This is a genomic window from Roseovarius lutimaris (genome assembly GCF_900115165.1).
Classification (GTDB): domain Bacteria; phylum Pseudomonadota; class Alphaproteobacteria; order Rhodobacterales; family Rhodobacteraceae; genus Roseovarius; species Roseovarius lutimaris.
Genome location: NZ_FOVP01000018.1, coordinates 80,516 through 105,972, shown reverse-complemented (window position 1 = coordinate 105,972; position 25,457 = coordinate 80,516). Strand labels below are relative to the sequence as shown.

Annotated in this window: 13 protein-coding genes; 5 read left to right on the top strand and 8 right to left on the bottom strand. The window is 61.2% G+C overall.

Translation table 11 applies throughout. The features are described 5' to 3' along the window. Window positions 1–30: 30 nt before the first annotated feature. From BMZ91_RS15805 to BMZ91_RS15790, 4 genes are all read right to left on the bottom strand, one after another. The gene (locus BMZ91_RS15805) at window positions 31–1,182 is read right to left on the bottom strand and encodes a site-2 protease family protein (RefSeq protein WP_092841009.1); all 1,152 of its coding nucleotides are present in this window, start codon (window positions 1,180–1,182) and stop codon (window positions 31–33) included. A gap of 122 nt (window positions 1,183–1,304) precedes the next feature. Then, window positions 1,305–2,069: a hypothetical protein gene (locus tag BMZ91_RS15800; protein WP_092840971.1), complete on the bottom strand. Its 765-nt coding sequence runs from the start codon at window positions 2,067–2,069 to the stop codon at window positions 1,305–1,307. Then, window positions 2,066–4,531: a Lon protease family protein gene (locus BMZ91_RS15795; RefSeq protein ID WP_092840969.1), complete on the bottom strand. Its 2,466-nt coding sequence runs from the start codon at window positions 4,529–4,531 to the stop codon at window positions 2,066–2,068. Before BMZ91_RS15795 ends, BMZ91_RS15800 begins: the two co-directional genes overlap by 4 nt. A gap of 158 nt (window positions 4,532–4,689) precedes the next feature. Further along, window positions 4,690–4,857, bottom strand: a complete 168-nt coding sequence (locus tag BMZ91_RS15790) for a hypothetical protein (protein WP_177193893.1) — start codon at window positions 4,855–4,857, stop codon at window positions 4,690–4,692. Window positions 4,858–5,277: 420 nt separating this feature from the next. Between BMZ91_RS15790 and BMZ91_RS15785 the strand changes: the two genes are divergently transcribed. Beyond that, on the top strand, window positions 5,278–7,314 hold the full coding sequence (locus tag BMZ91_RS15785; protein ID WP_092840965.1) for a hypothetical protein: 2,037 nt from the start codon (window positions 5,278–5,280) through the stop codon (window positions 7,312–7,314). A 79-nt stretch (window positions 7,315–7,393) separates the two neighbouring features. Here BMZ91_RS15785 and BMZ91_RS15780 read toward each other — a convergent pair whose 3' ends face one another. Genes BMZ91_RS15780 through BMZ91_RS15770 form a run of 4 tightly spaced genes read right to left on the bottom strand, consistent with a single transcriptional unit; the run spans window position 7,394 to window position 11,331 of the window. After that, window positions 7,394–8,335: an ATP-grasp domain-containing protein gene (locus BMZ91_RS15780; protein WP_177193892.1), complete on the bottom strand. Its 942-nt coding sequence runs from the start codon at window positions 8,333–8,335 to the stop codon at window positions 7,394–7,396. Next, window positions 8,332–9,048 (bottom strand): hypothetical protein, encoded by a 717-nt coding sequence (locus tag BMZ91_RS21515; protein WP_177193891.1) that lies wholly within the window; start codon window positions 9,046–9,048, stop codon window positions 8,332–8,334. The genes BMZ91_RS15780 and BMZ91_RS21515 overlap by 4 nt, the downstream gene beginning before the upstream one ends. A gap of 60 nt (window positions 9,049–9,108) precedes the next feature. Beyond that, window positions 9,109–11,028, bottom strand: coding sequence for a S8 family peptidase (locus BMZ91_RS15775; protein ID WP_218145677.1), 1,920 nt, complete (start codon window positions 11,026–11,028; stop codon window positions 9,109–9,111). Between the two features lie 30 nt (window positions 11,029–11,058). After that, window positions 11,059–11,331, bottom strand: a complete 273-nt coding sequence (locus BMZ91_RS15770) for a hypothetical protein (RefSeq protein WP_143076359.1) — start codon at window positions 11,329–11,331, stop codon at window positions 11,059–11,061. 294 nt (window positions 11,332–11,625) lie between these two features. Between BMZ91_RS15770 and BMZ91_RS15765 the strand changes: the two genes are divergently transcribed. From BMZ91_RS15765 to BMZ91_RS15750, 4 genes are all read left to right on the top strand, one after another. Next, a complete protein-coding gene (locus BMZ91_RS15765) occupies window positions 11,626–14,352 on the top strand; it encodes a trypsin-like peptidase domain-containing protein (RefSeq protein ID WP_092840960.1) in 2,727 nt (908 codons plus the stop codon). A gap of 253 nt (window positions 14,353–14,605) precedes the next feature. After that, entirely contained in the window at window positions 14,606–18,130 is a 3,525-nt protein-coding gene (locus tag BMZ91_RS15760; RefSeq protein WP_092840958.1) for a DUF6603 domain-containing protein, read from the top strand. A gap of 17 nt (window positions 18,131–18,147) precedes the next feature. Further along, window positions 18,148–20,937 (top strand): hypothetical protein, encoded by a 2,790-nt coding sequence (locus BMZ91_RS15755; protein ID WP_143076358.1) that lies wholly within the window; start codon window positions 18,148–18,150, stop codon window positions 20,935–20,937. A 92-nt stretch (window positions 20,938–21,029) separates the two neighbouring features. After that, window positions 21,030–25,457 (top strand): hypothetical protein, encoded by a 4,428-nt coding sequence (locus BMZ91_RS15750; protein WP_092840954.1) that lies wholly within the window; start codon window positions 21,030–21,032, stop codon window positions 25,455–25,457.

Sequence of the window (25,457 nt, the reverse complement as noted above, 5' to 3'; positions counted from 1 at the left end):
GCCACAATTGGCTTCGCGCGCTGGTCCCGCTCATGATTTCGGGGCCAGCGTCACCGGGTGCCCAAGCAATTCCGAGAGGTTGAGATAGGCCGTCAGATCTGCCAGTGTGATGACACCAAGCAGCGCGTGATTGTCTGTTACCAGAAATTTCCGCCGTCCGGTTTTTGCAATATGGGACATCAGGTCACGGACCGGCATGTCAGAGCGTACTTTGGCGGCCCTGTCCAGAGTGGTGAAAACATCGTCAACCCGGGTGCTGGCCCAGTTTTCCCGGTCGATCCCGCCAAGCACTGCCGTGTCGATGTGACCAAGCAGGGCGCCATCCTCGACCACGGGAACAAAGCTGATGCGATGCTGCAACATGACCCGGTTGACCAGGTCGTCGAGGGTCATTTCCGGCCCGGCAACCCTGGGGTTTGCGGTCATCAGCGACTGAACCGTCTTTCCGGCAAAAGTGGTGCGCATCAATTGCGTCTGATAGCTTCCTCTGGCGGCAAAAAGCACGAAACCGCCAATCAGCAATTGCCAGAGCCCGGCAACCGTCGCGCCCCGAAACAGGGCCATCAGGCCGAAAGCCATCAAGACATAGGCAAAAACCGTGCCGGATTTTGCCGCCGTTTCGGTGGCGCGCAGCATGTCGCCGCTTCGGTGCCAAAGATAGGCCCGCAAGACCCGCCCGCCATCAAGCGGAAAGGCCGGAACAAGATTGAACAGCGCCAGCACCAGGTTGATCAACGACAGGTAGGACAGCACCTCGATGATCGGCGCGGGCATTGACACCATCGTGACGACCCCGGCCAAAACCCAGAACCCAAAGGCGAGTGCCAGGCTCATCACCGGCCCGGCCAGGGCCACCTGAAATTCCACCGCTGCGGTTTGCGGCTCTGCCTCAAGCTCGGCAACGCCGCCAAACAGAAACAGGGTGATGCTTTTGATCGGCACGCCGTAACTTCGGGCCACGACCGAATGGGCCAGTTCGTGCAGCAGGAGCGAGCCGAAAAAGCACAGCATCGCAGCGATCGCCATGACCAGATAGACACCGGGCGTCTGCCCCGGAAGGACAGCCGGAAAATACTGTCGTGACAGGCTCCAGGTGATCAGCGCCGCAATCAACAGCCAGCTTGGATCAACCTTGATGTCAAACTTGTTCAGCGTGAATATCCTGACGGCGTTTGCAAACATCTGCCACCCCCGATCTCTGTTTGCCAGTTTACCGGGCGAATGCGCGGATTTGTTGATTTTGCTCAAATGGCGCGCTTTTTGTTTGGTCGACAGCGACGCGAACGTGCGCCTTGCGGCTAGATCTAGCGGCGCGTCGGAGAGGGCGGGATTTGTGTGCTGTGCTCAAGCTGCTCGTTCAGGGCCGCCGCCCCGAACACAAACAGAGAACAGCGCGAGACCTCCAGCAAGCGACGCAGTTGATCCGAGGTGTGAACCGGGCCATGAGAAAGGTCCAGAAGCACCGCCTGCACGTTCATGCGCGCCAGCGTGACCAAGGCCTCTTCCAGGCTTGCGAAGGCAAATGACCCGGCTGATCCGCGGGATAGATCACCGACCGAAAACACAAGATGCTCGGCCGACAAGCTCGTCGCCAACCGGTCAGAAAACGCGTTCAGCGCGGCATCGGCATCGGTCGCGGCCCGAAGCGAAATGACCTTTCCCCGCATCGGATGAACGCTTCGGTGCCCGACGATGGTGATGTCCCAACCGGCAGAAGCGGTCAGCGCCTGTTGCACAAGATCGCCGATGGATTGCTCGAACGTCCAGGCGGCGCCAACAGGTCCGGCAACCTCTGCCAATGAGCGCCGAAAGGCCTTGGCATCGGCCGCCATCAGGGTGCGAAGTTGCGACGGGCTCGGGGCGCAGACCAGCGAGCCGCCGGCCGATACCACCCGCTGATTCGGCAGATGACACATATCCAGCGTGTCACGGTCTTCGATCAGAAGTCCGCCGAAGGTGACGTTCACACCAGCCGCCAGCCGGGCCACGATCCTGAGGGCGGCGGTGGCATCGACAAAGGACCCGGCACCGATCAAAATGCGTGTTTCAGCGTGCGGCGGGACAGTCATTTGCCATCCTCCGCTTTTGGCAGGGCCTCGATGTCTTTGGCAAAGCGTCGGCGGGTCTCGGCAAACGCCCTTAACTGTGCTTCCACAAGCGCATTGATGCTGCCCTCGGGAAAGTTGCCGCCGCGTTTGCGTTTTCCCGCCACGCGCCCGGTCAGCGCCTCGATCCCCTGGTCAATGGTCTTGATCGCAATGACCCTGAATTTGCCTGCCCGGGCCGCCTCGACGATATCGCGGCGCAGCATCAGGTGCTCGACATTCGCGGCCGGGATCAGAACGCCCTGTTTGCCGGTCAGGCGTCGCGCCTTGCAGGTATCAAAAAAGCCTTCGATCTTTTCGTTGACGCCGCCGATGGCCTGAACCTCGCCGTTCTGGTTGACCGATCCGGTGACCGCCAGCCCCTGACGGATCGCCACGCCCGACAGGGCCGACAGCAGCGCATAAAGCTCGGCAGACGAGGCGCTGTCGCCGTCAACTCCGCCATAGCTTTGTTCAAACACCAGACTGGCCTGCAAGGACATCGGCACGTCGCGCGCATAACGAGAGGCGAGAAATCCGCCAAGGATCAGCACGCCCTTTGAATGCAGCGGCCCGCCAAGGTCAACCTCGCGTTCGATATCAACCACCTTGCCCGCGCCCATCCTGACGCGGGCGGTGATCCGCGTTGGGCGGCCAAAGTTATACTGCCCGGTGCCGATGACAGAAAGCCCGTTCACCTGTCCAACCGCCGATCCGACAGTGTCGATCAGAATGGTCTTGCGCGTGACCGCTTCTTGCAGGCGTTCGCGAATGCGCGAGGCCCGTCTGTCGGCCTGCGCGATGGCCTGAGATATGTCGGCATCTGTGATCGACGCCGTGCCCGATTGCCCGGCATAGTGGTCTGCCTCGCGCATCACGTCTTTCAGCGCCCCAAGTTGAAGCGTGAACTTCTTGCTGTCATCCGCCAGCCGCACCGCATGATCCAGCAGCGCCGCCACGGCACCAGCCGTCATCGGGCGCAGGTTTTCCTGCCGGGCATAACCCGCCACCACCCGCGCCATAAGGCGGGTGGTCCTGGCCGTTCTGGGCAGGTCATCCTCAAAATCGGCCTGTAGCTTGAACAACTCATTGAATTCCGGATCGAGCAGGCAAAGCAGCATGTGCAAACGCCGGTCGCCGATCAGCACCACCCGCAATTCCAGCGGGATCGGGTCAGGCTCCAGCGAAACGGTCGACACGAGGCCAAGCCGCTCGCCAAGCGAACTGATCGAAATCGACTGGCTTTGCAGGCTACGTTTGAGCGCCTCCCAGGCGTAGGGCTCGGATAGCAGGCGCGCGGCGTCAAGCACAAGAAAGCCGCCATTCGCCCGATGAAGCGCGCCGGGCTTGATCAGGGTGAAATTGGTCGCCAGCGTGCCCATTTCCGAAATATGCTCGATCCGGCCGCTCAGGTAATGCAGGGTTGGCATGTCTTCGCTGACAACCGGCGCGGCGACATCTTTGGACACGTCATGCGACACCATGATGTTCACGGCGTATCTGTCAAACTGTGGCTCAAGATGGAATTTGCGGATCACTTCGGGGAAGGGACCGTCGTTCGTCTCTTCCTTGGAGACAAGAAACAACTCGGCGTTCGAGATCATGTCCTTGCGAACATGCTCCAGATAGGCGCCGATTTCGGCATTCTTGCGAAACTGATCCGCGACCTCCTTGACCCGAAGCGACACGACACGCTCGGCCAGCCCTGCGTGCAGGCCTTCTATCCGCTGGCGATACTCTTTTTCAAGCTGTGGCCCGTGTTGCAACACCTTCGCGAGATGCTCTTGCAGGCGTTCGACCTTGGCGTCGATTGCCTTGCGTTCCTCGGGGGCAAGCGCCTCATAGACCTCGGGCTTGATCGGCTTGCCATCGACAATTGCCGCCAGCATGAACCCCATCGGAGTGCGCAAAAGGGCGACGCCCTCTTTCGCGGCACGTTCGGCAAACTCGGCTATCGGCTCTTCATGTCTTTGGCCGAATTCCTCTTCGATGGCGCGGCGCTGTGTCTGATATTCCTCGGACTCAAACAGCGCCGGAATCTCATTGGCCAGATCGTCGACCAGATGCTGCATTGCGGACTTCAGAACAAAGGCAGAGCCTGCCGGAAGCCGCATGGCGTTTGGTTTGTGCGGGGCATCGAAATTGTTGACATAGACCCAATCCGACGGGGCGGGGCGGTCAGCGGCCTGTTTGGAAATGAGCTTGGACACCGTATCATGGCGCCCCATCCCCATGCGGCCCAGAACGTAGATGTTGAAATCCTTGTGGGTGATGCTGGCCGCGAGGTTGATGGCGTCGATGGCGCGGTCCTGCCCGATTGTCATCGGGGACGATCCAAGTTCGGCGGTGGTTTCAAACCCAAGCTCCGCCGGATCGCACGCCACGCGCAGCGCCTCGGGCGCCAGCCCTTTCGGCAGCACCTCCGCTTTGGATTTCTTTTTTGCCATGACTGCGGCCTCTGATGTCAGGTATCTGTTCGCCCCCGCGTTGAGGGGGCGTGTTTCAAGTGCCCTGCGCCCCACCGCGAGACTTTCTTTATGGCATGGATCGGGTCCGAGACCTTTGATGTTGATCAATCAGACCCGATTGCAGATTTGACGGCCCGTTACTCGGTGACCGGTTGCGCCGTCGCCAGAACAGAGGTCAAAAACACCGGGTCCGCATAACAGCTTTCCTTCTCCTGGCCGCCAAACACATAGATCTTGTCGTTCACGGCGACCGCCTTGGCATAGCGTCGCGCGACGGGCAGGGGGGATTGCGCCTGCCAGTCCAATGAGCGCAGCCCGAAAAGCCGGTTGAGCTATCGATAGAGCCGCGCGTTCTTCGGCACATACTTCCAAAACAGAGACGGCATGATCACCCTCCTTGCGATCTGTTGAATTCGCGCAGACCACGCGCGTGCTGATACGTTGATCCGCTCCTCCGAAACCGCGTCTACAAGGTCACGGCCCGAAGCCCATGATGTCGTATTTCCGGCAGCCTCAAGTTGATTTGCCTCAATCGGCAAAGGCGGGTGATCTCTGGTCGGACCTGCGGGGGCGGACGCAAGATGACGCAGGCAAAGCTGGTCTGGCGTAGCTTTTGCGGCGGCGGCATGCAGAAAATCAACCCGAGATTGATTGTAATCAATTTTGTTCAGCCAATTGCGCATACGCTTTTGTGACTACAAGAAATTTTATTGGAGGAACTCGATATGTCGATGAGTGTTCAATATGTATCACGTCAGAGGGGCCGGTTCAGGCCGCTTTTGGCCGCCGCCTTTGGCGGGCTTTTCATTGCTGCCGCCGGTTTGCCCGATCGCGCATTGGCGCAAGACGATCCATGCAGTGGCCTGCTGTTTTCCACCTCCGAAGACTTTCTGACACGGGGGCCCAAACCCGCAGATGGCAATCCGATCATCTCGGATGGTGACCTTTTGGCCTGGCATGTGTCGGTCGGTGCGCGGATATGTCGACGCAATGCCGACCTGATCCGCCAGTTCGATATTTCGCGGGTGGACCTTGGCCTTGATGCGGTCGCGTCGGTCGGCGAAAAACGCGACCTGCTTGCCTTTTCCACCGAGCTTGACAGCCCCAATGGCGATCAGTTCACTGCAGGTGATCTGTTGTTCACGAATGGCGGGGTTATTCCCAACGCGGCCCTGCTGGCGCGGTTCAAACTGCCGCGCTCACTTGATCTGGGCCTTGATGCCGTGACCCTTGTCGGCAAGGAGGACCGGCTTCGCCGTGTTGCAGAGCTTGCGCGCAGTGGCAGGCTCCGGGACAATCCCGATCAGCTTGCGGGGATCCTGAAAGAGCTTGATGTCGATATCTGGTTCTCGACCGAGGGCACGCCACCGGAAATCGGCAAGCCGATGTTTCTCGATGGGGATCTGCTGTCGGCGCGCGACGGTGTGATTGTCCGCTCGAACGCCTCGCTTTTGCCGGCCTTGCCTGCGGGCATTCCGGTGCGTGGCGCGGATTATGGGCTTGATGCCTTTACCCCGGCGCTCGACCCGATCGAGAACGTCCCGGTCGAGTTGATGTCGACCGAAATCGTTGGCTTCGGGCGAACCCCCTTTACCGATGGCGATGTGCTTCAGCCGGGGCCGTCGATCTGGCTCAAGGCGGGGGATCTGCTGAAAACGCTGGAACCGGCAACCCGCGATCTCGGGCTTGATGCCTTGCATGAGAACGTCGGCGACGTGGTGCAATGCGCGCCGCCGTCGATCACCTTCATCAGCAATGTCGAGGTCGGCGTGATCGACCCGACAACCGGTCTGGCCGATTTTGCAGGCGTCACGCAGCGGCCGTTTGCCAATGATATCCGCATTCAGGGCTCGATGCCCGAAGTGGTGAATTGCCCCGATCTTGCCAAATTCGAATACCGGGTAGAGGTCGATCAGGGCGCGGGGTTTCCAACTTTTGCCGATCCCGGTGTCGTGCATCTGGCCAGCGACAACTGGCGCCGCATGGTGCGTCCGACCCCCGCATCGCCCTGTCCGATCTCGCGCAATGACGTTTATGACAGCGATACATTGGGCTGGTTCACGGTGACCGATTACCGCCGGTTCGACGGCTGCGGCGACCCGCCAAGTCTGGCGGTCTGGGATTCAACTGAAGGGGCAAGCGATGCTTTGGTCCGGGTTCGCCTGGTGATGCGTGAAATCGGGGCCCCGGCCCCCACCTATGTCAGCGGTGCTGTGCCCATTCAGATCGACAATGACCGCATCAGCCTGCCTGACAACCTGTTGCAAACCTCGTCGGGCACCGGCGACATGTGGTTTGACATCTATCGCGCCTCCGCGACCTCGCCGCTTGGCGATCAATGCAAGGTCGACGGTAACGGTCAGGATGTGGTTCTGGACATGAAGGGCCGGATCAATGACGATCATTTCTGGAAATACGATCTGCGTTGGTCCGGTGGGTTTGTCGTGAACGCCCATATGATCACCACTGCGGCCGATCAACCCGAATTCGATGACGGTCGGGCCGATCTTGACGGCAAGGGCACACAGCCCCCGAACTCAATCCTTGTGCCGCTCAAGACCGGGTTTGATCTGACAGCGGCCTATGCATCCGTTGCGGCGGCGCAAAGCGTTCCGACCGAATTGCCGGATGTTTGTGGCTTTACGGTGCATTTCCGGGCCTGGGATCGGGCGATCCAGCTCAACTTTTCGCCTGCCGCGAATTACTTCGGCCCGGTCAGCCGACACACGACGATGTGGCGCTCTTTCTGCGTTTCACGCTGAGGCAACACAGGGCGCAATCGGCCCCCGGTCATATCTGGACCGGGGGCCGTTTTCGTGTCGGGGCCGGATATGACGCCAGTCAGACCGCCAGATAGCGGGCAATCGCCGTCGAGATCGGCTGGCCGGTGTTGGCCTCGTAATAGGAATAGGCGGGGCTTGGGTTGACCTCGAAGCAGACCCAGTCACCCCCCGGTGTTTCACGCAGATCAATGCCGGCCAGCGGCAGATCAAGCATCTGCGACAAGGCGATGGCGCGTTTCTCCACCTCGGGCGGCAGATCGAACGGCTCAAGATCGGTAGAGCCGCCTTCGTCGCGGCTGGCATAGCGGTAATCGACGCCGGTCGTGGTGATGCGCGTGGCAAAGACCTCGTCACCCACCACATGCACCCGCACATCACGGCCCTCAACACGCTCCTGAAACTGCACCGGGCAGATGCGCAGGCGATCAAGCCGGGCCAGATCTTCGTCCGTCACGCTGCGCACGATCGAGCGCACCGCACTGGCGGATTTGAAGATCACCTCACGGCCCTGCGCCCTGGCCTCCTGCACGAAGGCCCGCGCGCGATCCGGCGCATTGGTGATCAGGGTGCGCGGAATGCCAAAACCACAGCGCGCAATGATTTGCGCCTGAAACGGTTTGGAATTGTTGGTGCCCATCCCCGGTGTCCGGTTCAGAACCCTGCCGGTTGAGAGATCGGAAAACACCGTGAAAAGCGTCACAAACCGCCCAAACCGCACCCGCGCCGGAGCGTCCCGCGACAACTCGCACAGCTCGGGAAAGCTCTCGTCGGAATGCAGCCGCTGATAAAGGCCGGTGACCGTTTCAAGGGCGATATCCTCTTCCCCCGCGCAGCGCAGTGTGCCCTGCAACACGCCCTGGGCACCCGCCGGATCAAACGACAGGTGCAGATCGGCGTGGCGGCGCTGGTCGATCATGCGAAAGGCAATGCCCAGATCGTCAAGCGCCGTCGCGACACGCGCAATGGGGGGCTCATCGGGCAATCCGGCCAGAACGATCATGGCGCGCCCTCCTGAAATATCTGCGCCACCTGGGCCACAAGGCCCGGCTTCGCGCGGCTCAGGTCCGGGAGTGGCGAGGCATGCGAAAACACCGTGCCCGTCGGTCCCCGCCCGAACATCACCTCGAGCATGTCGAACCCGGCATAATATGCCAGATCGCGGCAGGCCCTGAACAGATCGGGCGGCACAGATGTGCTGTGGCATTGGTCCTTGCACACGATCACAGAGTGCACCGGGGCAGGTGGCACCGGATCAGGCAGGTCAACGTCATAGAGCATCGGCGCCGATGCCAGACCTGCCGCCGCCGCATGATGCTGCCAGATGGCGGGGTGAAACAACGGCCCGGTCACGGAAATCGCCGTTGGCCGGTTGATCACGGGACAGGGCAGGGCGCTTATCCAGCTTGACCAGATCGCCAGCAACTCCTGCTGAATATAGGCGCGGTCGGTCGCATTGACCCGTGCGAGATGCGCGTCGGGCAAATACTCCAGCCGGTTGACCACACCACGGATCGAGCCACTGTCCAGCCTGCCGTGCGATGTCAGGGTCACGCTGCCAAAAGTCTCGGGTCCGTCAAGGCGATGCTGCATATCGGGGGCATAGACCAGTTCCTGCGGGGTGATGATCTGAGCGGCAACACCGTGATGACGCCGCAGCGCCGCCACGAACCAACGCGCCGAAACGTCGTTGGGGGAGCATAAAAACAAAATCATATCAATAGCTTTCGCCGAAAGAAATGGCCCCGCCGACAACGCGGCGAGGCCAGAATGGCATCAGAAGTTTTCGGTATCCTTGCCGTCCTTTTCATCCTTGGCCACCCGTGCCGCATGCTCGGGGTCATCGTATTCCCCGGCATAGTCCTGCGCGCCCTGCGCCAGATCTGGCCGCAGTTCCGAGGTGATGAAATGCGTCAGATCGCCCACCATCGCCTCAAGCGAGGCAATGCGGGTCTCGATGTCACCACCGGTCGGCGTCAGGCCGCCTTCGCGTTGTTTTTCGGCCTGTTTCTCGATCTGTTTTTCCACCTGCTTTTCGACCCGTTTCTCAAGCTGCTTGTCAAACCGCTTTTCAAGGGCCTTTTCATAGCGATCCTTGTCTTTTTCTTTGAATTCCTTGATCTCCTTGTTGTCTTTGCCCTCCTTGAAATCCTTTTCGCCAATCTCCTTGATGAACTCTTTGCGCTCTTTGATCTTTTCGATCTCTTTCACCGTTTCCTTGGTGATTTCCTTGGCCTTGATGATGGGGCCAAATGCACAGCGATGCAGCGCCTTCAGGTCTGGCCGGTTGCCGATGCGCTGCGTGCGCGGGCGCCCCGGAGCGTCGGTTTGCGCCGCACCGGTCGTGCGCAGGCACTGGCGCACCTTGGCCGGGCTCAGAACCGCCGTGCCGCGTGCGCGGGCCATGCCCTGCAACGAGCCGATGGCGCCCACCACGATCGGCGAGGCCGATGATGTGCCCGAAAACGTATCGGTGTACCAGACATCCTCGCCGCCGCCCTGAAGGTTGCCGTAGCCGCAGGTTGTGACCTCGCGGCCCCAGCCCTGCGCATCAATCAGCGCGCCGTAGTTCGAGAAATCGAGCCGTGAGCGGTCTGGCCCGTGGTTGCGCCCATGGGTGCCGGGCGGGGGCGCACCGGCCCCGACGACAATCGCCCCGGAATCCCGGTTCGAGCGGCGAAACGGGTTGGTCCAGCTGCCGGGAAATCCGCCGGGACGCGTTTGATAGAGGTTGTCATCAAGGTTCTCGGCGCCGTTGCCGGCGGCCTCGACCACGATGATCCCGCGCCGGGTTGCGGCCAGAATGGCGGCGTAATCGTCCTCCCACCATTCAATCGCGATATATCCCTTTTGGTCGCCGCGCGACTGAAAGTTGTGACGTGGCCCCGGGCGGTGCAATTCAAGCAAAATCACATCGCCGCGCCGCAACCGCGATGTGGCGTGGCGGATCGCCCCCGCCGAGCCCATGCCGCCAAAGATCGACACCGCCGATGCCGTGGCGTGGTCACAGATCCCCGAGATGCCAAAGCTGTTGTGATCACCGGAAAATTCACCCAGCACAGCCGTCCCGTGATTGCGCCAGCCGATATCGGTGGATTGGGTGCCGCCGACCACGCCGCCCTGCATCTGGCGCAGATCCTCATGGGTAAACCGCCAGGCACCTTCGATGTCGATGATGCGCACGTTTTGGCCGCGCCCGCCACCGCGTGCCCAGGCCCACCTGGCATCAACGCCGGTCGGTGAGGGATCGAGATAGCCCTGACGCGACACGTAATTCGGCGTCACCGGGGGTTCGTCCTGTCCCGGTGCCGGGCCGTCATCCAGCATCACCGGCGGCTCGGCGCCGGGTTTGACATAGGCGGCCTCGACCTGGCTTAGCTTGGCGAGGGCCTCGGCGGCCTCCTCGGCCTTGGCGTCGTCCACGTCCAGCCTGTAGAACCGGTTCAACTCTGGCATGGGGGCATCGCCCTCGGCGGATTCCTCCATCATCTCCAGTTCGACACGTTCTTCGGTGCTGCCGAACATCGGCAACATGCTGGCCTTGTATTTTTTCAGAACCTTTTCAAGGTCCGAGACCGGCTCGGCCGTGGTTGTCTCAAATCGCCCGGCCGAAGACCGCAGGCCCGCGTCGGGCTGCATCACAACGATGGTTTCGCGCGGCGATGCCGGCGCGGTGTTCAATGTGTCGTCGGTCATGTCTTGAACTCCTCCTTGGTTGAAAATTAACTAGGGAAGCGCGTCAGCTGGCTTTCTGTAACTGGTGTCAACAAACGCCTTGCCCAAAAGATCCGCAATCAGCGCGTCTGCCAGAGCCTCATCAGAGGTCAGAACAGCCGCAAACCGCAGGGTTTCCGCGTCGGTATTGACAGGGGTCTGCACAGTCACATTTCGTGTGGCTGCCCAGTCTTTCAGCTTTGCAAAGGCATGAGCCATCGTCGCGGTGCCGGACGGGTCCGGCACGGGTTTCAAAATCACGGTCACTAATACGGGCTCGGTCAACTGAAACACTCCTGTCAGACGCGTGGTGAATGCAACCTAAGGGTAGTGCCATTCCGCTTGTGGCTTTTGACAAATATCAGGTCAGGCCCTGATTTCCGGCCTATGGTTTCCTGAACCGGCAAGAAATGGCCGATCACCCTGTGGTTGCCGCATTGCGGCGCGAACTCGCCGATATCCGTGGCATGCTGGGCGGAGGCCCCAAACCATGGTTTTCGGGACTCAATTATTAAGGGTGTTTTTTACGCCGGTTTTTGCCCGGTTTTCGGGCCTCACTTATAGATCCAAAGGTGCCTTATGACACAACAAATCACACTGTCCGAGCTTAAAGCCAAAATTCGCGATATCGACACCCCGGATGAGGAAATCGCCGCCTATCTCATGGCCGCGCCCGACGCCTCTGATGCCTTTGCGCCGCAAGTGCAGATCAACCCGGACCTGGTCGATGACGAAGGCGTTGAGGCCGACGTGGCGATGCGGTTTTTCAACGCCATGTCGAGACGGCGGCGGCAAAGGAGATACCTTCGCAAAATCCAGGACGGCTGGAGCGGGCTTCGGATCGTGTCCGAAGGCGATAGCTGGTTTCAGTATCCCTTCCTGCTGCGCGATGTGATCGACCAGCTGTTTGACGATTACGCGATCTATAGTCTCGGGGCGGCGGGCGATCTGGTGCAGGATATGCTGGATCAGGACGAGATTTTGCAGGCGGTGCGCCAGCAAAATCCGCATGTCTTTCTGATCAGCGGCGGCGGCAATGATCTTTTGGGCGACGGCATGCTGGCAACCGCGGTGCATCCGTTCAAATCGGGCAGACCGGCCAAGGACTATCCCAACGCCACCTTTGGCAAGCGTCTCAAGGACATCATCGGCGTCTATCGGTCGATCTTTACCGCCTTGCTGGCCGAATTCCCCAATCTGAAAATTCTGTGCCACGGCTATGATTACGCCCAACCCGACAACGCCCGCTGGCTGGGCAAGCCGATGGCCAGCCTTGGCATCAAGGATAAGGCGCTTCAGGCCCGGATTGTGGCCGAAATGATCAACCGTTTCAACGCGGCACTGGTCGCGCTGGCGGGCGAATTTCCGGGCTCGGTCGTGCGCGTCAGCTGTCTGAATGCGGTGGGCGGCAACTGGCACGACGAGTTGCACCCCAACAACACCGGTTACGCCGCCGCTGCCGGTAAATTCCGCGCGGTCATCGCCTCGATGTTCGGATCGACCACCGAATTTGGGGCCACAAGCCCGCTGTCACCGGGCAAGGAGGCGATGATCGACGCACAGGATCTTGAACCGCAGGCGTTTCGCGAGTTGGTCGATTTCCGGGGCCGCGAATTGCTGGAAACCCCGTTGCCGCCAACCGAAGACGAAGACCGCCGCAAGGAAATCGAACAGGATATCTCGCTGCACTTCGAGAAAATCTCGGGCGGGGCCGATTTCCTGCCGGCCAGCTTTCTCTATCGCGGGGCGGACGCGGCGGCCTCGGTCTGTCGCGTCAACCTGCCGGGCGGGTCCGGCACCGGGTTTCTGATCGCCACCAGCAAGTTCATCATGACCAACAACCACGTCATCGCCGACAAGGAGGAAGCCCGCGAGGCCATCGCCGAATTCCGCTTTGAAGAGGGCGGCGCCAGCCTGATGGTCAACCTTGAACCGGACCGGTTTTTCCTGACCTCAAAAGAGCTGGATTTCACCATCGTTGGCTGTGACGATCCGGCGCTGGATGAATTTGACCCGATCCCGCTGTTGCGCAATCCCTCGACGGTGACGCGCGGTGAAAAGGTCAATATTATCCAGCACCCGCGCGGCCGCCCGAAAGAGGTCGCGCTTCACAACAACGACGTGCTGCGGGTCAAGGACAAGGTGGTCTGGTATGAAACCGATACCGAGCCGGGATCGTCCGGCAGCCCGGTGTTCAACAACGCCTGGGATCTGGTGGCCCTGCACCATGCGGGGTGGATCGAAAACGGCGTGACCACCAATGAGGGCGTGCGCATCGCCGCGATCGTGTCGCATCTTGTGGCCCGCCAGCACAGCGAGGCGACCGGCTCACCTGGTCTTGTGGATCTGCTCTCGACGATCCCCGACAGTTCGCCGCATCTCGGGTTCTTTGATATCGCGGGCATCACCGGCTCCAGCACCCAGGAAGTCGAAGTGCCGGAATACAAGGGCTCGCTTGAGTTTGCCGATATCGGATTCTGGAACATCGAACATTTCAACGATGCCATTTCCGATGCGCGGGTCGATACGGTTGCGGGCGTGCTGGGGCATCTGTCGATGGATGCCATGGGGCTTGTCGAAGTGCAAAAAGACGCGATGGACCGCCTTATCACATCGCTTCAGGCCCTCGGGCAGAGCTATGACTATAAATACCTCAACGTCAGAGGGCGTCAGGATCTGGCCGTTCTCTATGACAGCAAGACCACCGAGGTGAATATTTCCGCCAAGATCCTGAACCGCCACAAAACCGCCTGGGCCGCGAAAACCGGATCGGGACGCACCGCCTTTCCGCGTCGCCCCCTGATCGCCAACGTCAAGGTTGCGCCCAACACCAAGGGCGGCGAGCCGGTGGAATTCATCATGATTCTGCTGCACCTCAAAGCCTTCGGTGATCCGCAAAGCAAGGCCCGTCGCCGCCTTGCCGCCGAAATCCTGACCGAGGTGATTGCCGATATCCGCGAGACCGAAAAGCTGCCTGTGGTGCTTGGCGGCGATCTTAACGAGACGCTGAACAACGACGTGCTCAGCCCTCTGACCGATGCGCCGGATCTGTTCACGCTTACCACCGATGACGCCGCCGAGAACGCGCTGTCTTATGTCGGGGCAAGGTATCGGTCGCTGATTGATCACATCGTGGTCAGCAAAGATGTCCACATGTCGCCGATAAGCGGCGATGACGCGGCCATCGTGCGGCTTGACAAAACGGTGGCGGATTTCACGCGCGACGTGTCCGATCACGTGCCGCTGGTCATCCGCATGGTGAGTCGCGATGCCCCGATGCAGGTTGGCGACGCAGCCAAGACGTAACGCCAGAGCGCATGCGCCCGCCCGCACTCCTTTTGAGTGTCATCATCAGGGGCGGGCGGTGTCGCCGAAATCCGCGTAAGCCAGAATGCTGCGGGTTTTGAACTGGACAGGTTGCAGGATTGGCGTCTAGGCTTCCTTACAAAGTTATTTTTGACGCATTTCTGAGAACAGTAGGTTTATCGCTGACCAGGTGGAGCCCGTGTCGGATTTTGTAAAAACAGTATTATCGGAATTGGCGAGGTTCATTTCGCCATTGAGTGCCGCAATTCAGGATGAACAGGCGCTTGAGCACTATCTGCTGAGGTTCGGCTATTCGATAGATGTCACGGCGCTTGGCGGCGCGGTCAACAGCCTTGGGCCGCTGGCGACGGCGGCCGGGGATCTGATCGCGCAGGTTGACAGTGATGTCGCGCAGGGCGGGATCGACAACATTGACGTGGGGGCCGTCATCGCCCTTGCGCAAGCCAGCTTTACCAATCTGGATGATTTCGGTGATGCGTTCAGCTCGCTACAGGATCTGGCGGGCCTGCCCAACAAGGCCGAAAACCTCGGCAAGCTGCCCGGGGATGTGCTGGCGGCGTTGCTCACCGACTATCTGCGGGACCGGGCCGATACCGGGCTGCGGGTGCTTCAGTTTCTCGGCGTCCATGAAACGGTCTCGGTGCTGGAGCAAACCGACCCGCGCTGGCGCGGGGCGATCTATCATTACAGCCGCTATAACTGGGCGCGATTGGGGCAGCTGTTTCGTGACCCCGAGGGCTGGGGCCGCGAGGTCTATGGCTGGGGCGTCGATTTCGACAGCAACACGGCCCTTGTCCGGCTTGGCGCGGTTCTTGAAACCATCGCGAGCCTGACGCGGCTGGAACAGATGACGGATGTGCAGATCCAGCACTTCCTGCCCGGTGCCGCGGGCGACGGTGACAGCCCGAAAATGATCGTGGCCCCGGTTGCGGCAGTGGCAGGCAATACCAGTCTGGCCGAATTCGGCGCGGCCTTGTTTCCGGTATCCGGTGCCGGGCCGCAACGCCCGGCCACCGACCGGGGGCTGGCCGTCGGCCCCTATTCCATTGGCACCCTCAATCAGGCCATAAGCCTGTTCGGCGGGCAGGGCGCGCTCTCGGTCGAGGGCGCTGTCGGGGCGCTTGGCGGGATGGTCCTGTCGATGCGGCCCTCGGGGTTCAACGCCGATTTCGGCGTCGGGGCCGGGGCATTCAACGGTGAGTTCGGCGCCGAAATGACGGTTTCACCGCCGCAGGGTCAGGACAAGATCGTCTTGATCGGCGAGGCGAATGGAACACGGGTGCAGATTGATCAGGTCACTGTAAAGGCCGGTGGGTCGGCCGCATCGGGACAGGAGTTGGACGGCTATCTCGCCGCCGGTATCAGCCAGCTTGCAATGGTGATCGACCCCTCGGATGACGGCTTGCTTGGCGGGGTTCTGAGTGGCCCGCTTGAGATCAACGCCGGTGATCTCGCCCTTGGCTGGCGCCCCGGCAAAGGGGTTTATTTTGAAGGCGGCTCGAACCTCGGGATCGTCATTCCGGTCGAGCTGAGCCTTGGCCCGGTAAATATTTACGATTTCGGCATCGAGCTTGAGTTTGACGAGCCGATGACGATCAAACTTACCACGACCGGTGATCTGACCATCGGCCCGCTATTCGCCTATGCCGAGGATATCGGCGTGTCGGCGTCCCTGATCGAGGCCCCCGATGCGGACGGGTTATTTGGCCGGACAGACCTGCAATTCGGGTTTGTGCCGCCGTCGGGCTATGCGCTCGCGCTGCAAAGCGATGTGATCACCGGTGGGGGATTCCTGTCAATCGACGAGACCGAATATCGCGGCGCATTGGCCCTGAAATTCCAGAGCTTCGGGTTTTCGGCCTTTGCCATCCTCAACACCGAATTGCCGGGCGCGCCGGGAACCTTCAGCTTTGCTGCCTCGATCTTCGGTGAATTCAGCGTGCCGCTGTCTTTCGGGTTTTTCCTGACCGGCGTTGGCGGTTTCATCGGCATCAACCGCACCATCGACAGCGACGCCCTGCGCAGCGTGCTTTACGAGGGGCGGCTTGATAATCTGATCTTCCCGTCGGACCCGATTGCGAACGCGGCCTCGATCCTTGAGGATATGGCCAATGTGATGCCACCGCAAAGCGGGCAGCACATCATCGGCCCGGTGGTCAAGATCGGCTGGGGCCAGCCGGTGCTTTTGGATATCAAGCTTGGGCTGATCCTTGAGGTCGGGCAAGAGGTGCGCATCATCATTCTTGGCGGGCTTGGCGTCGCGCTGCCCACCAGGCAGGCGGCGATCGTCGAGATCAGCATTACTTTCTTCGGTGAGATTGATTTCAGCGCCCGCACCATCAGCTTTGATGCCACCCTGCTGAATTCACGGATACTGACCTATACGCTGTCGGGCGATGCCGCGATCCGCACCGGTTGGGCGCCCCGGCTTGAGCATGTCGCCTCTTTCGGCGGGCTTCATCCGGCGTTTCCCAAGCCGTCGAACCTGCCGGATCTGCGGGCGATCACGCTGGCCTTTGGCACCAACAACCCCCGCATCACGATCTCGGGTTATACGGCGATCACCTCGAATTCGCTGCAATTCGGGGCGCGCGCCGATCTTTATGCGCGCGGGCCTGATCTCTGGATCATCGGACAGCTGGCGGCAGAGGGATATATCTACCTTGACGCGCTGGTCTACTTTGACCCCTTCGCGTTTGACGTCGCCCTGGGCGGCGGCCTAAGCCTTTTGCGCAACGGCAACAGCGTGCTGAGCCTTGGCTTCGATCTGAGGCTTCAGGGGCCGAATACCTTTTATATTTCGGGCAAGGTCTGGGCCACGATCCTGCGCAAGAAGGTCAAGTTTTCGATCACTCATCGCTGGGGGGCACGCCAAAGCCTGCCGACGCCCTCGGCCGATCCGGTGGCGCTGTTGCGTCAGGCATTGCAAAAGGTCCGCGGGTTCGAGGCGGTCGCCGCGCTCAACCGCTCTGGCGGGGTAAGCTTTGTGGCCGCCGAAGAGGGCGAGGCCCTGATTGATCCGCTGGGTGGCGCGCGTCTGATGCAAACTGCGGTGCCGCTTGACGTGAGCATTCAAAAGGTCGGCGAAGGCCAGATTACCGGCGGGCCCGCCCGGCTTGACCTTGCGGTTTTTGATGCGACGGGTCAAAGCGTTGCTGCCTCGCCGGTCAATCAGAGCTTTGTGCATGGCCATTTCTTTAACCTGACCGATGCCGAACGGTTGCGCGCGACGGCGTTTGACAGCCTCAAGGCCGGGGTTGAAATCACTGGTCCGGGGCTGATCGGGGCCACGAGCAAGGCCATCGAAAGTCACTATGAATACGAATACGTCGAAATCCCTGTCGAGACCGATGCGCCGCCCGTTGCCGCCGGTTTTCTGACGCCGCAGGTCGCTGTGGTCACCGAGATCGTGGGCCGGTTCAATGCCCGCGAGATGGAGCTTCGGGCGCAGGTTGGGCGGGTTGACAGGCTATTTGTGTCGCCAGGCCCGGCGCCTGCACCGGTTGGTGATGTGTTTGTGGCCGAGGCAGAGTTTGACGAGATCGGAGTGTTCTTTGACGACCATCAGCCCGGCCCGCTCGGGCGGGGGCCTCAGCCGGATATTCGCGACGATCTGATGATGGCAGAGATTGGCGTTGGCTCATTCGCGGCGGCCTCGAATCTGGTGCAGGGTCTCGATCAGCCGCTTGCGGTTGACGCCCTGCATGAGGTGAACCCGGTCATGACCGATTACATTTTTGCCGCCGGTCGGCTTTAGCGAAGGGGGAGGGACCGATGCCTGAGAGATTTACCTTTCTGCCCCATGCGCAATCCGGCATGGCCGCCCTGGCGACAGCGCCGGGCGCGGGCGAGGCGCGCCTAAAGCTGACCTATGATTTTGGCATCGAAAAGGCCGGGCAAGCGCAGGGCGCGCGCGTCGCCGTCAGCTCTGCGTTGCGCGGGCCGGGTGATGTGCACAGCATCGACCGCAACGCGATTTCGCGGGTCGAGCCGCGCCCCGGCCTGCGCGGGTTCGAGCCGAATTACTTTCCCGCAATCGAGTTTGGCGATGCCGATTTCCCCTGGCGGTTTTCTCTGGATACCGGCAACGCGTCGCGCAAAATTCCTTGGCTGGCATTGATTGTGCTTGAGGCCGGTGAATTTTCATTCGTGCAAAGCGGCCGCAGCACGCTCAAGCGCATTCAGGTCAAGGACGGGTCGCTGTCCCTGCCTGATCCGGCGTTTCTATGGGCCAGCGCCCATGTGCAGGCCAGTATTCCCGATACGGCAACCGGCACCGCGGCGCAAAACGCCCAAGCGGTGCTTGAGAGCGACGCCGACGGGAACTTTGCGCGCATCATGTGCCTGCGCAAACTCAGGCCGGTGACAAGCTATCATGGCTTTCTGGTGCCGGTCTATGAGGCGGGCCGCCTGAGCGGTCTTGGACAGACAGCCAGGGCCTCGCCCTATGATGCCTTTGCCTGGGGCCTGTCGGCGGGGCCGGTTGAGTTGCCAAGCTATTTTGACTGGCGCTTCACCACGGATGCGCAGGAAGATGTGGAGCTTTTGCTTAGGCGCCTCAAGGCGTTGGACCTTGATGACCTCGCGGATTTGATCGGCGATACCGGGGTCTCGGCGCAGACGCCCGGCTATTATGACATGACCTTTCCCAAGGCGACATTTGCCCGCCAGTCGGCCATGCAGGTGCCGCGCAAAGACCCGCCCGGAATTGACACGCCGAAAGACCTGATTGCGCCGATGATCGACACGCTTACCGAGGTGATGACCGGCGCGAGACACACCGAGGACACCGATGAGGACCCGCTGGTGGCTTTCCCGCCCTATGGGTTTCGCTACAAGCCCGAGACCGACATTTCTTATGCAAAGGCCAAGACCCGCGCGTGGTTTGATCAGATCAACCTTGATCTGAAGTTCCGTCAGGTGGCCGGGCTTGGCGCAAAACTGGTCAAACGCAATCAGGAGATGTTCGCCCATCTGGCCTGGACGCAATACGACGAGATTGTTGAGGCCAACGAAAAGCTGGCGCGCTTGCAGGCGGCGCAAAGGATGGCCGAGGCGCTGACCAGACGCCATTTTGAACGGCTGCCAAGTGATGTGTCGCTGGCCTTGTCACAGGGGCTGCACCGGGCCGTGGAGGTGGTGAAAGGCACGAGCGTGTCACAGCGCCTGGCCGAGAACGGCGTGCCGCTGAGCAATAGCGCGCGCAGTTTAAGACATGTTTCGGCCAAGCGCAGCCTGGCGCTGTCGGGGCGCGCGCCCAAGGCGCGGGATGCGGTGCCGATGCCCTCCGCGCCTGGCGACACATCCGCCGCCCTGCGGGGAAAGATCTCGTCAAAAGATGCGCCCAAACCCACCACCAAAGCCCTGAAAGACCCCGCGTTCAAGGGCAGGCTGTCGGTGGAAATCGGCGAAATGCTGCGGCCGATCTTTAACATGGAGATCTTTGAAGGCCTCAAGGAGGCGCGCGTTCCAACGGTTGCCGTGCGCCGATTTTCCAGCGTTGATCTGGTGGCCCCGGTGGCAAATATGCTGGCGCGCTTGCCTGTCTATAAAGCGTTTGTCAGCGTTCGCGGCTTGACCGAAGACGAGCGCAAAACCGTCACGCCGGTGTGGCGCGCGCCCGAAATCGCCTATCCGATGAGCGGGCTCTTGCAACAGGTCAGCCAAACCGCGCTGTTTGCCGGGGCGGAAAACCTGCCGGATAATTCGGTCGCCGTGGTCGAGGAAAACCGCCCCTTTGTCGAGGCGTTCCTGTTGGGCATGAACCACGAGATGAATCGGGAATTGCGCTGGCGGGAATTTCCAACCGATATGCGCGGCACCATTTTCAAGCGGTTCTGGGACCGGGGCCACCCTGCGGGCGATCCCAGGGGCGACGATATCGCGCCAATCCATCAATGGCAGGCCAAGCTTGGCGGCAATGTGCCCGTGGGGGCCGGGAATGCCAGCGAGAACCTGATCGTGGTGATCCGTGGCGACATCGTGCGCAAGCTTGGCGATCCGGTTCTGGCGATCAATATCGCCGAGGACGATGACGGCTTTAAAGTGGGCAAAGGACAGGATATTCCGCCAGGCTTTGTCGGCAAGATCGGCGGCGATACCAGCTATTTCGGCTTTGAGATTTCGCGCGAAGAGGTGTTGGACCCCTCGGTCGAAAACCGGGTTTTCTTTGTGATCTACGAGCCTGCCGGCCGGTTGCGCTTTGGTCTGGATGTCGGATCGCTTGCCGTGCGGCAGGCGCGGCGCGATGAGGCGGTAATGACCTATGGCTTCAGGATGAAAGGCATGCAGGATCGCCCCTATCGGCCACAATTGCCATTTGAGGGGCGCAAACGGGTGGCGCAAGCGGATAGCGCGCCGCCGTTGAGCCAGATTCAGGGCTGGGATGAGTTGTCCTGGGCGCATCTGGTGCCGCTCGCGACAGGTTATATTGATGTGTCACAAGACAAATCCGTGCCGCTTTCGCCCAATCATCTGGGCGCGTCCAAAACATCGGCCTCGATGGCGCGGGCGTTCTGGCAAAAACCTGTGGCGGGTGTTTTGCCGCTCAAGAGGGTGCTGTGATGGGACGAGGGCCAAGGAAACCGCGACGTATCGCCGACCGAAACGTCAAGACTTTGCGCGGCAAAGTCAGTAAGTTAGAGCCCGATATTAAGGTGAATCGAGGCAAGATTCCAGAGGAGATCAGGCAAAAGGCCCCGCCGCTTGCGCTCTTGCCGCTGTCGATCGAATACCGCTTCATGCAGGTCAATGCGCCGGTCGTGATCAAAGACACATCGGCGCTGCGCGATGTCCTCAGGCCGTTTGACAAGGCACGAAACCTGAGCTCGCTCAAGGCGCGCAAAAAGGCAGCGACCGAGATCAGGCAGGCCATCGGGCAGGCGCAGGTCAGGCATAAATTTGTAGAGCGGAAATTCACCGAGGCCGAGGAGCTTTGGCTGCGTTGGTATCCTGACGAAAGTTTTTCCGAAGAGGGCGTTGAGCCGATCACCGAGGACGAAGCCACCGCAAGAAAGGCCTTCGAGACCGAGATCGGCGGCAAACCCTGGTGGGATATGGGCGACGCCCAGGTCTCGGCGCACTGGCAGCATTTTGCCAATAGCGTTGGCGCCTATCGCGCGGTTCACCTGATGCGGATCGGTGAGGAAAAGGGCGACGACAATTACCAGCGGCGCCTGGGGCGTATCGCGGCCCTGCCGGGCAAGGTGGCGCTTTTCGCTGTCGTCAATGGCCGTGTCGAGCCTCTGGCAGAGGGGCGGGCGATCCCGAAAAACACGGCGCGCGCGGCCAGCGTGGTATCCTACACCCCCGAGGCGGCCGATCCGGGCGGTTGGCTGGTTGATTTCGAAACAGCCGTAGAGCATGGCATGGGCATCAAGATACGCGACCCCGAGACGATCAAACGCGCCAAGGCCGCGGATTGGATCATCGCCATCGGGCTAAGCGGCACTCAGTCCCGGGACGAGTTTGCGGCGCTGTTGAAAAGCCATGTGGCAACGGGCGAATTTTCGGTGATCCCGCAGGACAGTGCGACCAATAATTCGCCTGATGCCCTATCTTATCTCAACCGCCCCGAGGCCGATCTTGAGGGGTTTACCAAACGCGCCACCGCAATTGAGCAAGAGGCGTATGGCGCGGGCAAGACCTATGCCGCCGATTTGCTGGCCGAGGCGTTTGACCTGCCCAAGGCCGATCTGCGCCGGGCGGTCGATGGGGCCGACACCGGCTTTGAAGACGCCAGGGCGATGCTTCGGGTGATCGGCCCGGCGCTGCTTGACAGCGCGCTTGACGGCTATAGCCAGGTGGCCGGTGTCAGCGAGGATGACTTCATCGAGGTGATGGCCGGTGCGATTGCCGCGCGCGGTGTTTTACCGGCGGTGCGCTTTGGCGAAAACGCGATGGGCGTTCTGCCGATCACCAAGATCCACGACTTCAGGGCCGCCGAGCTTGATCAGGGTGAGGCGGCGCGAAAGGTGCATCACTTTCTCGCGCTCTATTCGCGGTTCAACCGGGCCTTTCTACCGGGTGCGGCCGATGAGACGGTGCCGGTCATTCAGCCCGCAGACCCGGACAGCGCCGACAAGCTTTTCGATATCCTGTCCACGACCCGCGTGTCGAAACGGCTGGATGTCTCTGGCGTGGGCGCCGACATGGACAAGATCAGCGGCCTCGGCTGCCCCTATGTCGATGGCACGCGCGCGCAATTCCGGGCCAAGACATATCTGAAAGCCCTGCGCGAGCAGCCGCTTGAAAAGCTGGTTGATCCCGATAGCCGAAATCGCGGCTGGCCGCTGCTCTATCGTCTGGCGCGCCTGACCTTGGAGCGGAACATCAAGTCGCTGGTTTTCAGGGATGTTTTCAACAGGTTTGACCGCCAGGGGCCATCTGAGGCGCCGGGGCGGCGCGACATGGACGTGGACATAAAGCAGGTTCAGGATGACCGCCTGCGGCGTCAATTATTGACGATGGATCAGACCCTGTCGCGGCTTAGCGCCCGGTCGGCAGGCCAGATCAGGCCGGGCAACCTGGCGCTCACAGCGATTGACAGGGATATCATTCGCAAGGTCTCGGTCCTCAATCAAGGTTACGCGGCGGCGCTGAGCCATCTTGAAACGGTGGCCGCCCGCCCGCAGGGCCGCGCGATCCTTGAGGTCTTGCTATGCGAGGTTGTCGATCTTTTTCAGCACCGGGTTGATGCCTTTGCCACCGGGCTTGCCTATGCGCGGCTCAAGGCCGACCGGCAGGCCGGTCAAACGGGGCTGGCGGGGGGCTATTACGGGTTTATCGGCAAGCTGCGCCCGGCGTCGAAAACCGGCGGCAGCGATGGCTATATTCAGGCCCCGACGGTGCCGCAGGCGTTGACGGCGGCGCTGCTCAGGTCGGCATATTTGCGCCATCGCGGTGGCGGGGCCTTTGAAATCAACCTAAGCTCGACCCGCACGCGCCGGGCGCTGAAGCTGATGGATCTGATTGCAAAGGGGCACGATCTTCGCGAGGGGCTTGGCCTGCGCGGCGAGCGTTGGCTGCATGATAACAAACACGACACTTTCATCCTGCAATTGCGCGCCCGCTATCCTTTGCAAGGTGAGCGGAATGACAACATCGGCGCGCGCCGGGTGTTCGACGGCCTGGCCTTTATCGCGGATGAGCAGCCGCAACCGCTCAAGGATTTGCGCCGCCTGCTTGAGGATGATCTGGATGCGCTGTCAGATGTCGTGATGGCTGAGGCTACGCATCGCCGTGCCCTGGGGCAGGCGGATGCGGCCAATGCATGGTTGCAGGTTCTGTCGGGCCACCCGCCCCCCGGTGTGCCGATTTTCCTGAAAACACAGCGTCAGGGGCAGGGGTCATCCTATCGGGTGAACATCCTGATGCCGGAAATCGCGCCAGACCCGGCGGCCACACCGCGAGAGATTGGCGAGCCCGGATTGGCGGCTTTTGCCCGCCGCGTGCTTGACGGCTTTCAAAATGCGCGGCTTGAAATGTCGATTTCGTCGCCTGACGTCGCGGGCACGGGCACGCCGCCGAGCACCACGGTTTCGATGCATTTGCACCGCGACCTTGGCATGACGCCGCTTGATCTTGTGATCGGCGGGGTTAGCGAAATTCAGGTTCGCGCAAAGGCCGGGATCGCCCGGCACCTTTCGCAAAACCCACAGGCGATGGCACAGCTTGGCGCTTTGGCCTCACCTGCGGGTCTGGCGTTTGACGTGAACCTGAATGCCGGAACCCCCTCACTGGAAGAGTTGTTGCAGCGCGCGGAATTGATCCGCAAAACCGCCAAGACCGGGCGCAGTCTGGATCACGGCGACCTCGCTGCAAGCGCCGATATCCGCAAGGGCGAGCTGTCTGAAGCCGAGGCAATCACCGTGGTGCAATACGGGATCGACGCCTTGCGACAGCGCATCGGCATCTTGAGCAAGCGGATGCAAACCGATCTGGGCGCCGCGACAAATGCAATTTCGGTGTTTGAAACCGAAGTGCATGAGGCGCGCAGGCGGATCGACAGCCGTGACGCCCAGGCGATGATCGACGCGCAGGTGGCGCGGGCAGAGCAGCACCGCACGGTTCTGATCGGTCGGTTTCTGGAGCCTTTGGCAGATTACGGCGCGCCCGAGGCGCTGCGCCATTTCACGACCCAGGAGGCGATTGATGATCCCGAGGCGGTGATCGGGCGGCTGACGGATATGACGGCGCGAATTGCCAGGCAACAGGCGCGGTTGGCGCAGGCCACGCAGGATCATCCCGCATCCGGTCATGCCACATTGGCCGGGGCAAAAGATGCTCTACAGGGCTGTGACGGCGCCTTGCGCCAGGCATTGGATGGCGAGGCGATGATCATCCTGCCCCCCATGCCCCGCACGGCGACGAAATTGCAGCCCGTGTTCGAGCCGGAAATTCTGGCACCGGATGGGCTTGCCCCTTGGGATGAGCACCGTCCGAATGTTGGGCGCGCGGGGCATTTGGCGCGGGTGGCGGGGCCATTGAGCGCTTTCAGGTCGCAGCGTGCCGCGACAATTGACCCGAGCGATCCACAGGCCGATCCGCGCCCGCCCGAGGACGCGCCAGAGGTGCGCCATCACGGCACGTTCCTGAGCACCAGAAAGCTGATGGAGGCCAAAACCCCGGTTTGCGGCATCGTCTGCGATGAATGGACCGTGCAGCGCCCAAGCCAGACCCAGCCGACAGGGATTGCGATCAACTATGACAGCCCGCAAAGCGAGGCCCCGCATGCGATTCTGCTCGGGGTGGCGCCGAACAACGCCTACAAAAGCTGGACACAGACCCGCGCGGCAGAGCTGGTGGTTGAGGCAATCGACTGGATGAAAATTCGCGCCTTGTCGAGCCATGTTCGGGCCTTTCCGGGCGCGGCGCTGCCCGGATCAAACGTGATCGCACATAAGACATCCGGCAAGACATCCCAAGCGCGCCTTCCGCGCCAGCAGCTTGTGAACACCGTGAGCGGGGGCGCTCTGAAGGGCCTGTCGCTGCACCTGGTTGATACGGCGGGCGATCTGAACCTCAAAGGCACCACTGCCGCGGCACTCTTTGAGCGTCGTGGCTTTGGTGTCGTGAAGGAGTAA

What these genes read in the sequence shown, in the direction of transcription:
- BMZ91_RS21515 (WP_177193891.1), bottom strand. Translation starts at nt 9,048, where the DNA reads ATGATTTTGTTTTTATGCTCCCCCAACGACGTTTCGGCGCGTTGGTTC.
- BMZ91_RS15805 (WP_092841009.1), bottom strand. Translation starts at nt 1,182, where the DNA reads ATGTTTGCAAACGCCGTCAGGATATTCACGCTGAACAAGTTTGACATC.
- BMZ91_RS15775 (WP_218145677.1), bottom strand. Translation starts at nt 11,028, where the DNA reads ATGACCGACGACACATTGAACACCGCGCCGGCATCGCCGCGCGAAACC.
- BMZ91_RS15765 (WP_092840960.1), top strand. Translation starts at nt 11,626, where the DNA reads ATGACACAACAAATCACACTGTCCGAGCTTAAAGCCAAAATTCGCGAT.
- BMZ91_RS15780 (WP_177193892.1), bottom strand. Translation starts at nt 8,335, where the DNA reads ATGATCGTTCTGGCCGGATTGCCCGATGAGCCCCCCATTGCGCGTGTC.
- BMZ91_RS15800 (WP_092840971.1), bottom strand. Translation starts at nt 2,069, where the DNA reads ATGACTGTCCCGCCGCACGCTGAAACACGCATTTTGATCGGTGCCGGG.
- BMZ91_RS15755 (WP_143076358.1), top strand. Translation starts at nt 18,148, where the DNA reads ATGCCTGAGAGATTTACCTTTCTGCCCCATGCGCAATCCGGCATGGCC.
- BMZ91_RS15785 (WP_092840965.1), top strand. Translation starts at nt 5,278, where the DNA reads ATGTCGATGAGTGTTCAATATGTATCACGTCAGAGGGGCCGGTTCAGG.
- BMZ91_RS15795 (WP_092840969.1), bottom strand. Translation starts at nt 4,531, where the DNA reads ATGGCAAAAAAGAAATCCAAAGCGGAGGTGCTGCCGAAAGGGCTGGCG.